At 69.1% G+C, this 12,160-nt stretch carries 12 protein-coding genes; 10 read left to right on the top strand and 2 right to left on the bottom strand.

Features of this window, described 5'->3' with window-relative positions; translation table 11 throughout:
• Positions 1-12: 12 nt before the first annotated feature.
• The 7 genes from sufD (at position 13) to KDB89_RS09195 (ending at position 5,478) form a co-directional block, all read left to right on the top strand.
• On the top strand, positions 13-1,185 hold the full coding sequence (gene sufD, locus KDB89_RS09225; RefSeq protein ID WP_255555861.1) for a Fe-S cluster assembly protein SufD: 1,173 nt from the start codon (positions 13-15) through the stop codon (positions 1,183-1,185).
• Positions 1,182-1,508: a non-heme iron oxygenase ferredoxin subunit gene (locus KDB89_RS09220; RefSeq protein ID WP_219080412.1), complete on the top strand. Its 327-nt coding sequence runs from the start codon at positions 1,182-1,184 to the stop codon at positions 1,506-1,508. Before sufD ends, KDB89_RS09220 begins: the two co-directional genes overlap by 4 nt.
• Before the next feature lie 21 nt (positions 1,509-1,529).
• Positions 1,530-2,300, top strand: a complete 771-nt coding sequence (sufC, locus tag KDB89_RS09215; protein ID WP_219080410.1) for a Fe-S cluster assembly ATPase SufC — start codon at positions 1,530-1,532, stop codon at positions 2,298-2,300.
• A gap of 83 nt (positions 2,301-2,383) precedes the next feature.
• Positions 2,384-3,631 (top strand): cysteine desulfurase, encoded by a 1,248-nt coding sequence (locus KDB89_RS09210; protein ID WP_219080408.1) that lies wholly within the window; start codon positions 2,384-2,386, stop codon positions 3,629-3,631.
• Complete coding sequence (sufU, locus tag KDB89_RS09205; protein ID WP_219080406.1) at positions 3,628-4,068, top strand: Fe-S cluster assembly sulfur transfer protein SufU; 441 nt, start codon at positions 3,628-3,630, stop codon at positions 4,066-4,068. The genes KDB89_RS09210 and sufU overlap by 4 nt, the downstream gene beginning before the upstream one ends.
• Entirely contained in the window at positions 4,068-4,463 is a 396-nt protein-coding gene (locus tag KDB89_RS09200; RefSeq protein ID WP_439654843.1) for a metal-sulfur cluster assembly factor, read from the top strand. The genes sufU and KDB89_RS09200 overlap by 1 nt, the downstream gene beginning before the upstream one ends.
• A 7-nt stretch (positions 4,464-4,470) precedes the next feature.
• Complete coding sequence (locus KDB89_RS09195; RefSeq protein WP_219080399.1) at positions 4,471-5,478, top strand: aminoglycoside phosphotransferase family protein; 1,008 nt, start codon at positions 4,471-4,473, stop codon at positions 5,476-5,478.
• Here the strand turns inward: KDB89_RS09195 and KDB89_RS09190 are convergent.
• Both KDB89_RS09190 and KDB89_RS09185 read right to left on the bottom strand, forming a co-directional pair.
• Complete coding sequence (locus KDB89_RS09190) at positions 5,460-6,776, bottom strand: HNH endonuclease signature motif containing protein (protein ID WP_219080397.1); 1,317 nt, start codon at positions 6,774-6,776, stop codon at positions 5,460-5,462. The two genes, KDB89_RS09195 and KDB89_RS09190, sit on opposite strands and share 19 nt — an antisense overlap.
• Before the next feature lie 288 nt (positions 6,777-7,064).
• Positions 7,065-7,979 carry a glycosyltransferase family 2 protein gene (locus tag KDB89_RS09185; protein ID WP_219080395.1) on the bottom strand — a complete coding sequence of 305 codons (915 nt, stop codon included), beginning with the start codon at positions 7,977-7,979 and terminating at the stop codon, positions 7,065-7,067.
• A 214-nt stretch (positions 7,980-8,193) separates the two neighbouring features.
• Between KDB89_RS09185 and KDB89_RS09180 the strand changes: the two genes are divergently transcribed.
• The 3 genes from KDB89_RS09180 to KDB89_RS09170 all read left to right on the top strand — a co-directional run bounded on the left by KDB89_RS09180 (position 8,194) and on the right by KDB89_RS09170 (position 12,147).
• Complete coding sequence (locus tag KDB89_RS09180; RefSeq protein ID WP_219080393.1) at positions 8,194-9,021, top strand: alpha/beta fold hydrolase; 828 nt, start codon at positions 8,194-8,196, stop codon at positions 9,019-9,021.
• Positions 9,022-9,337: 316 nt separating this feature from the next.
• A complete protein-coding gene (gene rarD, locus KDB89_RS09175; RefSeq protein WP_219080391.1) occupies positions 9,338-10,228 on the top strand; it encodes an EamA family transporter RarD in 891 nt (296 codons plus the stop codon).
• A gap of 320 nt (positions 10,229-10,548) precedes the next feature.
• Positions 10,549-12,147, top strand: coding sequence for an ABC-F family ATP-binding cassette domain-containing protein (locus KDB89_RS09170; protein WP_219080389.1), 1,599 nt, complete (start codon positions 10,549-10,551; stop codon positions 12,145-12,147).
• Positions 12,148-12,160: the final 13 nt, after the last annotated feature.

Here is a 12,160-nt window from a genome sequence, read left to right as displayed (position 1 = left end):
ACAAGGCAACAATTGACTACCGCAACCGTGCCGAACGTCGCTGAGGCGATCGAGACCGTCGAGTCGCACCTGCACCCCACCCCGTCGTGGAGCATCGCCGACCACCCCATGCCCACGGGCCGCGAGGAGATCTGGCGCTTCACCCCCGTCAAGCGCTTCAGGAAGCTGCTCGACGAGACCGCGACCGGCGCCACCCCGAACTGGGCCGAGGCCCTCCCCGAGGGCGTCACCGTCCGTCAGCTGAGCGTCGACGAGGCGCGCGAACTGTCCGTCGAGGCCCCCGTCGACCGCATCGCCGCGCTGGCCCACGACCTGTCGGGCGGCGCACAGCTGATCGAGGTGCCCGACGACTTCGTCGCGCACGAGCCCATCACCCTGACGCTCGAGGCCGACGGGGGCAACCTCTACGGCCACACCATCATCCGCATCGGTCGCCACGCACAGCTGACGCTGGTCATCGTGCACCGCGGCACCGCCTCCTACGCCGAGAAGACCGACATCCGCGTCGGCGACGGCGCGCAGCTGAACCTCGTGACGCTGCAGGACTGGGAGGCCGACGCGGTGCACGGCGGTCAGCGCTCGCTGAGCATCGGCCGCGACGCCCAGGTCAAGGCGATCACCGCCTCGATGGGCGGCGTCATCCGCCTGCAGGAGAACGCCCGCTACGAGGGCCCGGGCGGCGACCTGCACGCCTACGGCCTGTACTTCGTCGACGGCGGCCAGCACGTCCAGCACCGCCTGTTCGTCGACCACAACCAGCCCAACACCGCCAGCAACGTCGACTACCGCGGCGCGCTGCAGGGCGAGGGCGCGCACTCCGTGTGGATCGGCGACGTGCTGATCCGCAAGGTGGCGCTGGGTATCGAGACCTACGAGGCCAACAAGAACCTCGTGCTCACCGACGGCTGCCAGGCCGACTCCGTGCCGAACCTGGAGATCGAGACCGGCGAGATCGTCGGCGCCGGCCACAGCTCGACCACGGGTCGCTTCGACGACACGCAGCTCTTCTACCTGATGAGCCGCGGCGTCCCGGAGGAGGAGGCGCGTCGCCTGATCGTGCACGGCTTCTTCAACGACATCATCCGCCGGATCGGCGTCGACAGCATCGAGGAGAAGCTCCTCGCCCAGGTCGAGCGCGAGCTCGAGCTGGTGCACGGCACGACCCGCACGGCGGTCGAGGCGTGAGTTTCCGCACCGTCGCCACCGTCGATGAGCTCGTCGACGACACGCCGCTCGCCTGCGACGTGACGGACGAGCTGACGGTGGCGATCGTGCGGCAGCAGGGCGACCTGTACGCCATCGAGGACGAGTGCAGCCACGGCAAGGTGGCGCTCAGCGAAGGCGACGTGTACGGCTGCAGCATTGAGTGCTACCTGCACGGATCGAGCTTCGACCTGCGCACCGGCGCTCCGCTCAACCCGCCCGCCACGCAGCCCGTCCGCGTGTTTCCCGTCCGTCTCTCGGGTGACGACATCCAGGTCGACCCCGACAACCCACTTTCCTTCTGACATCTAGGAGTACCGCTTACCATGTCCACGCTCGTCATCACCGACCTGCACGCCGACGTCATCACCGAGGAGGGCGACAAGCCGATCCTCAAGGGCGTCAACCTCACCATCAACCCCGGTGAGATCCACGCCATCATGGGCCCCAACGGTTCCGGCAAGTCCACGATGGCCTACGCCATCGCCGGGCACCCGAAGTACAAGATCACCTCCGGCTCCGTGAAGCTCGACGGCGTCGAGCTGACCGACCTGACGGTCGACGAGCGCGCCCGCGCCGGCCTGTTCCTGGCCATGCAGTACCCCGTCGAGGTCCCCGGCGTCTCCGTCGCGAACTTCCTGCGCACCGCCAAGACCGCCCTCGCCGGTCAGGCGCCCAAGGTCCGCCACTGGGTCAAGGACGTCGAGTCCGCGCTCGGCCGCATGCAGCTGGACAAGACCTTCGCCGGCCGCTCGGTCAACGAGGGGTTCTCCGGCGGCGAGAAGAAGCGCCACGAGATCGCGCAGCTCGAGCTGCTCAACCCGAAGGCCGCGATCCTCGACGAGACCGACTCCGGCCTCGACATCGACGCGCTGAAGGTCGTCTCCGAGGGCGTGAACCGCTACGCCGGGCAGGGCGACCGCGCCGTCGTGCTCATCACGCATTACACGCGCATCCTGCGCTACATCGAGCCCACCGTCGTGCACGTGTTCGTCGACGGCAAGGTCGTCGAGACCGGCGGCCGTGAGCTCGCCGACAAGCTCGAGGCCGAGGGCTACGAGTCCTACGTCCGGGCCAACGAGGCTGCGGGCGTCTGACCGTTGCCCGGTCCCGGTGGGTCCGCCGCACGGCGGGCCCGCCGGCACACTCTTCAGACAGCTCAGCCAAGGTGAGGAATCCCGTGTACGACGTCGAAGCCATCCGGCAGCTCTTCCCGATCCTGCAGCGCGGGGTGGGTGACTACCCGCTGGTCTACCTCGACTCGGCCAACACCTCGCAGAAGCCGCAGCAGGTCGTCGACGCCATCGCCGAGCACTACCTGCAGCACAACGCGAACGTCGCGCGCGCCATGCACCTGCTCGGCGCCGAGGCGACAGGCGCCTTCGAGGGGGCCCGCGCGAACGTCGCGACGTTCGTCGGAGCCGGCCGGCCCGAGGAGATCGTCTTCACGAAGAACGCCTCCGAGGCGCTCAACCTCGCGGCCAACACCCTCGGCGCGAAGCTCGGCCCCGGCGACGAGATCGTCATCTCCGTCATGGAGCACCACTCGAACATCGTCCCGTGGCAGCTGGTCGCCCAGCGCACCGGCGCGACGCTGCGCTGGTTCGACGTCACCGACGAGGGCCGGCTCGACCTCGAGGCCGCCGAGCGGGACTCGCTGATCAACGAGCGCACGAAGGTCGTGTCGCTGACCTGGGTCAGCAACGTGCTCGGCACGCGTAACCCCGTCGCCGACATCGCAGCTCAGGCGCACGCCGTCGGCGCGGTGATGGTGGTCGACGCGTCGCAGGCCGTCCCGCACCAGGCGATCGACGTCGCGACGCTGGGCGCCGACCTCGTCGCCTTCACGGGCCACAAGATGTGCGGCCCGACCGGCGTCGGCGTCCTGTGGGGACGCTACGACCTGCTCGAGTCCCTGCCCCCGTTCCTCGGCGGCGGCGAGATGATCGAGATCGTCGAGATGGAGCGCTCCACCTACGCCGCGCCGCCCGCGCGCTTCGAGGCCGGCACGCCCCCGATCGCGCAGGCCGTCGGGCTGGGCGCCGCCGTCGACTTCCTGACCGGCATCGGCATGGACGCCATCGAGGCGCACGAGCACGAGATCACCGCCTACGCGCTGGCGAAGCTGACCGCGATCGACGGGCTCACCATCCTCGGCCCGACCGAGGCCGTCGAACGCGGCAGCGCCATCTCCTTCAACCTCGACGGGGTCCACCCGCACGACGTGATGCAGGTCCTCGACTCGCGCGGCGTCGCCATCCGCGGCGGGCACCACTGCGCCAGGCCGCTCCACAGGCGGCTCGGGCACCAGAGCTCCACGCGCGCGTCGAGCTACCTCTACACCACACCCGCCGAGATCGACGCACTGGCCGACGCGCTAGTGTTCACGCGCGACTACTTCGCGCCGCGACTGGGAGGAGTCAAGTGAACATCGACGAGCTGTACCAGACGATCATCCTCGACCACTACCGCGAGAAGCACCACGCGGGACTGCGCGCCGGCGACGTCGAGGTGCACCACGTGAACCCCTCGTGCGGCGACGAGCTGACGCTGCGGGTCAAGGTCGACGGTGACACCGTCACCGACATCTCGTACGACGCCGAGGGCTGCTCCATCTCGCAGGCCTCCACCTCCGTGATGACCGACCTGCTCATCGGCGGCTCGGTCGGGCACGCGCTCGACCTGCACGACCGGTTCCTGGAGATGATGCAGTCGCAGGGCAGGATCGAACCCGACGAGGACGTCTTCGAGGACGCCATCGCCTTCGCCGGAGTGTCCAAGTTCCCGGCGCGCGTGAAGTGCGCCCTCCTCGGGTGGTCCGCCCTGCGCGATGCCGCCCTGCAAGCCACCGCCAAGGAGAAGTGATGTACGACGCTGAACAGCGGCCCAGCGACCTGGTCCGCGACGAACTGCCCGACGTCGACGCCGTCGACGCCCCCAAGGCGACCGCCGTCGCCACCCGTGACGAGATCATCGAGGCGATGAAGGACGTCGTCGACCCCGAGCTGATGGTCAACGTCGTCGACCTCGGCCTGCTGTACGGCTGCCAGGTCGACGAGCAGGGCAACGTCACGCTCGACATGACCCTGACGTCGCCCACCTGCCCGCTGACCGACAAGATCGAGTACGACACCAAGTACGTGCTGGACACGCTGGCGAACTCCGTGACGATCAACTGGGTCTGGCTGCCGCCGTGGACGCTGGAGATGATCACCGAGGACGGCCGCGAGCAGCTGCGCGCCATTGGCTACAACCTCTGATGACCACGTGAAGGCCGCCCCCGGAGAGTTCCGGCGGGCGGCCTTCGTCGCTGGTGCGCGGCTCGAGGGCGTGCTGCGCGCCGGCGGGCTGGCGCTGCCCGTCGCGCTGGACCCGGCGGTGGTGCGCGTCGAGGCGCTGGGGGTGGGGGAGAGCTACGCCGCCTGGCTGGCGAGCGACGGGCGAGGCTCGCTGGTGTTCCGGCTGCCGGTTCGGCCCGTCGACGAGCTGCCGCGCGGGATGGCCGGGGAGTTGCGCGCGGCTCCGCTGATCCCGGCCGGGGTCGGGTCGGTGCCGCTCGCCGTCGACGAGGCGTCGGACAACGCGCTGGGGCACCCGTACCTGGTGTCGTCGCACGTGGCCGGTCGTCACGTGCCGGCCGGGGAGTGGGACGACGCGCTGCTGGCCCGCCACGCCGGCCAGCTGGCGCGCCTGCACCGTCGGCGATTCCCGGTCGAGGACGTGGACCGGCTGGACCTGGTCGCGGAGTTCGACGCGGGTGCGGAGTGGTGGGCGGCGCATCACCCGGAGGTCGGCGACACGCCCGAGGCGCGTCGGCTGGCCGGTGAGATCCACCGTCGGCTCGACGACGTGGCGGGGGAGTTCGAGGCGATCACCTACGCGTTCGTGCACGCGGACCTCGTCGCGACCAACGTCGTCGTCGGCGACGACGGGGTGCCGCGATTCATCGACTGGGAGTGGTCGCGGATCGGCGACGTCGCGAACGACCTGGCCATGATCGGCGGCACCATCATGGGTGGTCGCTGGTACGTCCCGATGGACGACGCCGCGATCGACCGTTTCATCCGCGCGTACGTCGAGGAGTCACGCTCGCTCGGGTCACCGCCCGAGGACCCCGCCGGGCTCCGTGCGCGCCGCGACGCGTGGGAACTGCACGAGAGGTTCCAGAACAGCCTGCACTGCGACGCGCGGTCGCGTGAAGAGGGCGCCGACCCGAGCTACGCCCGGGCGACGGCACAGCTCCGCCACGGACTCCGTCAGCGCCTCAGCCTGTAGACCTCCCGCTGGAGGAGGTAGCGGTGGTGGATGCGTGGTTGTCTGTTGCCGGGCATGGTGGTGGGTGGGGTGAAGGCGGGGAGCAGGGTGTCGGGGTCGAGGTGGACCTGCCATTGGAGTTCGGGTGGTCTGGCGGGGTCGGGTTCGACGAGTCGGTGGTGGGCGGGGCAGAGGAGGGCGGCGTTGGTGAGTTTCGTTTCTCCGCCGTTCTGCCAGGGGTTGATGTGGTGTCCTTCGCAGGCGATGGGGGGTGCGTCGCAGCCGGGGAAGGCGCAGCCGCGGTCGCGGGCGGCGAGCGCGCGGCGTAGTGGGCCGGTGAAGAGTCGTCTGGTCTGGCCGAGGTCGAGGGGGGCGCCTTCGGCGTTCAGGACGAGGCGGGCGAAGCGGGCGTCGCAGGCGAGCCGGCGGGTCTCGGCTGCGGAGAGCCGTTCGCCGGTGTTGAGGAGGGTGGCCTGGGTTTCGCGGTTGTCTGCTTCGGTGGCGGTCATGGTGAGGTAGATCACGGGCCGGTCGCCGGCTTTGGAGGGGAGGGTGTGGTCTCCGGCGAGGCGTGCGGTCCATTCCTCGAGGGCGTCGGCTCTGCGCGCGGCCATGGAGGGGACGGGCTCGCCGGCGTCGGCGTAGGACTGGGCGGTGGGGATGAGTGCGTCGAGTTGGGCGCGGAGGGCTTCGCCGATGGCGCGGGGGACGCGGCCGTGGATGAGGGTGGAGCCGGCGTGGTCGTCGGCGATGAGGATTTCGCGGGTGGCGTGGGCGGTGCGGGCGTCGAGTTCGATCTTGCGGGCTTCGGCCTGGTCGGCGGCGTGGGGGTTGAGGAGGGTGCCGAGGTGTGCGGCGAGGTGTTCGTAGGCCTGGGGGTCGAGCTGGTCGTGCCACTGGAGGAGTTCCTGCTGCGCGGTGTCGAGTTGGGCGGGGCCGAGCGTGATGGGGATGCGGCGCAGGCCGCGGATGATGCCGCGGAGCTGGGCCTGGGAGAGGGTGCCGTCGCTCCAGGCATCCCTGAGCAGGGGGTAGGTCTCGAGGTCTTTGGCGAGGCGGACCTGTGCGGCGGCTTCGCGCGCGGTGACGCGCGAGGTGGCGTGGATCAGTGGGGCGAGGTCGGTGCTCTTCGTGGCGGCGAGGTCTGCTTCGCGGATGATGGTGGATCGGAGGGCGGCGACGCGGTCTTCGAAGCCGGCGAGGAGGTGGAGGATCTTGACCTGTTCGGCGAAGCTCAGCCCGGCGACGCGGGCGTGGGCGAGCTGCTGCACGGTACCGTCGAGGTACTGCGCGAGCTCGGCTGCCGGCGTCGTTTCCATACCTCTAGTACAGCCGTCGGGACTGACAGAAAGTGCGTCGGAATAGGCGAATGTGCCTAATCGGCCCAACCGTTATTCAATCGTTACACGCTTGTTGTCGGAGGCCGCTGTTTCCTGTCGGCCGCCCCTTCCGTAGACGCCAACGAAATACGCAGACGCCAACGAAATACGCGCGAATACCCTTGGCGTCTGTGCATATCGTTGGCGTCTGGGAAATCTCGGATCACGCCCGGGGTGTCAACCAGCAGTGAACCGACTCCGGCGATGACGTGACACCGGGAGCGTCGATCAAATTGCCTCGCCCAACTGCGGTTCCCTGAGAAGCACAGGCAAGCTGTCGCGCTTGAGTGTGTAGTAATGCCAGTAGCCCGCCAGTCGTCCTGCGGAATCGACGAGCCATTTCACCTCCCGGATGCGGGAATGGCGTGGGCGGAGAAGCCTGATGGGCAGGAGGGCCGCGTGGGTGGCAAGATCGCGGACGCAGTAGCCGAGCGAATAGGGGCGGTCCACGAAGTGTGGATGGCGCTGTGCCAGCGCGACGCGGGCCTTGGAGGAGAGGAACTCCTTGCGGACAACCCGTGACCGAGGCGTGGGGATGAAGGTGATCCACAGATCGTGCTCGTACGCCAGTGCGTAGCCCGCCTCCTGAATCCGCCAGGACACATCGACGTCCTCAAACCCGTACGGCGGCAGCGACTCGTCGAAACCGCCGATGTCGAAGTAGGCCTCACGGCTGACGGCGAAACTGCCTCCCAGGGCAAAGGGCAGATATCCGAAGGACCACAATCCCTCGGGTAACTGATCGCGTCCGGAGCCCTCCGCAACGACCGCCCGGCCTCCCACGGCGTCGACAGTGGGGGTGATGCTGGAATGAGCGATCGAAACCCAGCGCTCAGACACCTCATCATCGGAGTCGCAGAATGCGAACACGGACCCTTTCGCAACGCGCGCGGCCGTGTTCTTCGCAAAGGAGATCCCTGGTTTGGCCCCGGCGTCGACGACGCGTAGCTCGAACGCGGGCCGTTGCTCGGCTGCCCAGCGGTGGACGACGTCGCGGGTCCCATCGGTCGATCCATTATCGGAGATGATCACCTCGAAGGTGGGTGCGTCGACCTGTCTCGCGAGTGCATCCAGCTGTCGCCCGATGTGGGGCGCACCGTTCTTGACGACGATGATGACCGAGGTGCTCGGCTGCTGGTCCACGGATACGCCCTTCCGGCTGTTGCCATCGCAGATTCCCGCTGCCTGGGGCGCCGATCAGCGCAGGGAGGGGCAGTCCGAAACCCTATCCGAGCAACAAGTCGGTGATCAGGCAGGGCCCTGTCGGTGTGGAACTCCACCTCATCTGCCACCAGATCTTCAGGGTCGACCCGCGCTCCGGTATTTTCCAGGTATAGGCCCACGAGAAGGAGCAACGATGCCAACTCTCACCACGCCCAGCGGCGTCAACCTGCACTACACCGACTCGGGCGGTGACGGTCGCCCGCTGGTCCTCATCCATGGCTGGCCGTTGTCGGGGGAGTCGTTCACGGCGAACATCCCGACGTTCGCGTCGGCCGGATACCGGGTCGTGACCTACGACCGGCGCGGGTTCGGCCAGTCCGACAAGCCGCAGGTCGCCGTCGACTACGACGAGCTGGCCGACGACCTCGCCGTCGTGCTGGAGGCACTCGACCTCCGGGACGGCGTCATCCTCGGGTTCTCGATGGGCGGGGGCGAGGTCGCACGGTTCCTGGGCCGCCACGACCCGTGGCGCATCGCCGGGGCGATCTTCTCCGGCGCGATCACGCCCGCGCTGTGCATCACCGACGACAATCCCGACGGCGGCATGCCTATCGACGGCTTCACCGGGATGGCCGAGAGCTGCCGCGACGACCGCGACGGCTTCCTCGACTCGTTCATCACCACGTTCTTCAGCAACGACGCGGGTATCCAGGTGCCCGAGGAGGTCCGCGCGGAGGCGCTGCGGATCGCGCACCAGAGCGACCCCGTCAACGCCGTCGCGTGCATCCTGATCTGGGCGACGGACCTGCGCAAGGACTGCGAGGCCATCAAGGTCCCGACCCTCGTGGTGCACGGGACGCAGGACCAGAACGTGCCGTACCAGCCGTCGGCCGCGCGCATGAAGAACTACATCCCGCAGGCCGAGGTCGTCCCGATCGAGGGTGGGCCGCACGGGGCGAACCTGTCGCACAAGGAGGAGTGGGAGAAGGCGATCCTCGACTTCCTGGCCGGGCTGGGCTGAGGCGGTGGCTCGTTGAGCACTTCGACAGGCTCAGCACAGGCCTGTCGAAACGCCCTGAGCGAAGCGAGGGGTGCCAGGCCGAGTTCGACACCTCGCTCCGCTCGGCGCCCTTCGACAAGCTCAGGGAACCGGCGCAAGCTCAGGGAACCGGGACAAGCTCAGGGAACCGGGACAAGCTCAGGGAACCACGGGTCGTTGAGCCTGTCGAAACGCCCCGAGCGCAGCGAGGGTCCCAGATCCGGCGGGGCTCATGGGCGACGGGGCAGGCGGCGAGACGACGCCGAGCCGCCGGGCGCGGCGCCCCTAGTCTGGGCCGGTGGAGAAGACGAAGACCGGCCTGATCAGCGGCATCACCGCCTATGCGCTGTGGGGGCTGTTCCCGCTCTACTTCGTGCTGTTCGCCAGGTCGGGTGCGTTCGAGGTCGTGGCCTACCGCGCGTTGTGGTCGCTGGTCTTCTGCCTGCTGCTGCTCGCCGTCACGCGCAGCCTCGGCCAGCTGCGCGCCATCCTCCGCGACCGACGCTCCGCCCTCGTGCTCGGCGTCGCCGGTCTGCTGATCGCGATCAACTGGACGACCTACGTCTACGGCGTCGCGACGGGGCGGACGCTCGACGCGGCACTGGGGTACTTCATCAACCCCCTTGCCGTCACGCTGCTCGGCGTCCTGGTGCTGGGGGAGCGGCTCCGGAGGGCGCAGTGGATCGCGCTCGGATTCGGGGCCGCGGCGGTGGTGGTGCTGGTCGTCGCCTACGGCGAGTTCCCGTTCATCGCGATCACCCTGGCGCTGAGCTTCGGGACGTACTCGCTCGTGAAGAAGCTGGCCGGCCGCTCCGTCGCGCCGACCCCCGGCCTCGCCATGGAGACCGCCGCCGTCGCGCCGATCGCGCTCGGCTACTTGATCTACCTCGGTGTCACCGGCGGGGGCACCGTCGACCTGTTCAGCGGCTACGGCCTGCTGATGGCGACGACGGGCATCGTCACCGCCATCCCGCTGATCCTGTTCGCCGACGCGGCCCGGAAGGTGTCGCTGGTGACGATCGGCATGCTGCAGTACCTCGCGCCGATCGGCCAGTTCCTTGTCGGCTGGCTGGCCTTCGGCGAGCCAATGCCCGCGGCCCGCTGGGCGGGTTTCGCGCTGGTGTGGGTCGCGGTGCTGATCTTCGCCGTCGACGCGGTCCTCCTCGCGCGTCGCCGTCGCCTGGGCTGACGCGGCGAACGGTCGTCGCCTTGGCTGACCCGGCGCACCGCCGTCCCCAACGGGCCTTCGCCGCCCACGTCGTCCGGCCCCTCACGAAAAGCGGGCAGTGGTCGCTTCTCCTCGAATGACCGGGGAGAAGCGGGCAGTGGTCGCTTTTCGCGCTCGCGGCGGCCGAAGGCAGTGGGCGATTCTCGTGACCGGACCGGGGAGAAGCGGGCACTGGTCGATTTTCGGAGAAGGTCCGGCAGATCCGGGGTGTCGGGGTGTGGTCGGACGGGGACGACGGGGCGCGGTTTGGACTCTGCGGGCGCAGCGGGGAAAATGGGTAGGTGCTACAGGTCAATGACATCGAGGTGCGCGTCGGCGCAAGGCTGCTGCTCAGCCCCGTGAGCTTCCAGGTGACCCCCGGTGACAGGATCGGACTCGTCGGGCGCAACGGCGCCGGCAAGACGACCCTGACCAAGATCCTCTCCGGCGAGGCGCTGCCCGCCGGCGGCACCGTGACCCGCTCCGGCCAGCTCGGCTACCTCCCTCAGGACCCCCGATCCGGCGACCCCGAGCAGATCTCCCGCGACCGCATCCTCGGCGCGCGAGGCCTGGACGAGACCATGCGCCGCATGCGCAAGGCCGAGGAGACCATGGCTACCGCCGCCGGCGTCGGACGCGACGAGGCCATGGCCGCCTACACGCGCGCCGAGGCGGCGTTCGTCGCGGCCGGCGGCTACGGCGCCGAGTCCGAGGCGGCGCGCATCGCGTCGAACCTTGGCCTGCCCGACCGCGTGCTGTCGCAGCCCCTGAAGACGCTGTCCGGCGGCCAGCGACGACGGATCGAGCTCGCACGGATCCTGTTCAGCCACGCCGACACCCTGCTGCTCGACGAGCCGACCAACCACCTCGACCACGACTCCATCCTGTGGCTGCGCAGCTATCTGCAGGGGTTCAGCGGCGGCCTCATCGTCATCTCGCACGACACCGAGCTGCTCGACGCCGTCGTCAACAAGGTGTTCCACCTCGACGCGAACCGCTCGGTGCTCGACATCTACTCCATGAACTGGAAGCGCTACCTGCTGCAGCGCGAGACCGACGAGAAGCGCCGACGCCGCGAGCTCGCCAACGCCGAGCGCAAGGCCACTCAGCTGATGGCGCAGGCCGACAAGATGCGTGCCAAGGCCACCAAGGCCGTCGCGGCGCAGAACATGGCCCGCCGGGCCGAGAAGCTGATGGCCGGAGTCGAGGGGGAGCGAGTCAGCGACCAGGTCGCCAAGATCCGCTTCCCGGAACCCGCCCCGTGCGGCAAGACGCCGCTGCGCGGCTACGACCTCAGCCGTTCCTACGGCTCGCTCGAGGTGTTCACGGCCGTCGACCTCGCCATCGACAAGGGCTCGAAGGTCGTCATCCTCGGCCTCAACGGCGCCGGCAAGACGACCATGCTGCGCATCCTGGCAGGCATCGACGAGGCGTCGTCGGGTCGGGTCGAGCTGGGTCACGGCGCCAAGATCGGCTACTACGCGCAGGAGCACGAGACGCTGGACGTCAACCAGTCCGTGCTACACAACATGGTCAGCGCCTCGCCCAACCTCAACGACACCGACGTCCGCAAGGTGCTCGGTTCGTTCCTCTTCACCGGCGACGACGTCGAGAAGCCGGCACGCGTCCTCTCCGGCGGCGAGAAGACCCGCCTGGCGCTGGCGATGCTCGTCGTGTCGGCCGCGAACGTCCTGCTGCTCGACGAGCCCACCAATAACCTCGACCCCGCCTCCCGCGCTGAGGTGCTCAATGCCATCCGCACCTACGCGGGCGCGGTCGTGCTCGTGACGCACGACCCGGGGGCGGTCGAGGCCCTCGAACCCGACCGGGTGCTGGTGCTGCCCGACGGTGTCGAGGACCTGTGGAGCGACGACTACGCCGAGCTGATCGACCTGGCCTGACAGGGCCAGTCCA

The organism is Tessaracoccus palaemonis, from assembly GCF_019316905.1.
GTDB lineage: Bacteria > Actinomycetota > Actinomycetes > Propionibacteriales > Propionibacteriaceae > Arachnia > Arachnia palaemonis.
The sequence above is the reverse complement of the archived record's forward strand: the minus strand, read 5'-3'. Positions and strand labels throughout refer to the sequence as shown.

Excerpts from the sequence above, each read along its gene's own strand:
- sufC (WP_219080410.1), top strand. The coding sequence starts at position 1,530 with ATGTCCACGCTCGTCATCACCGACCTGCACGCCGACGTCATCACCGAG.
- KDB89_RS09200 (WP_439654843.1), top strand. The coding sequence starts at position 4,068 with ATGTACGACGCTGAACAGCGGCCCAGCGACCTGGTCCGCGACGAACTG.
- KDB89_RS09190 (WP_219080397.1), bottom strand. The coding sequence starts at position 6,776 with ATGGAAACGACGCCGGCAGCCGAGCTCGCGCAGTACCTCGACGGTACC.
- KDB89_RS09180 (WP_219080393.1), top strand. The coding sequence starts at position 8,194 with ATGCCAACTCTCACCACGCCCAGCGGCGTCAACCTGCACTACACCGAC.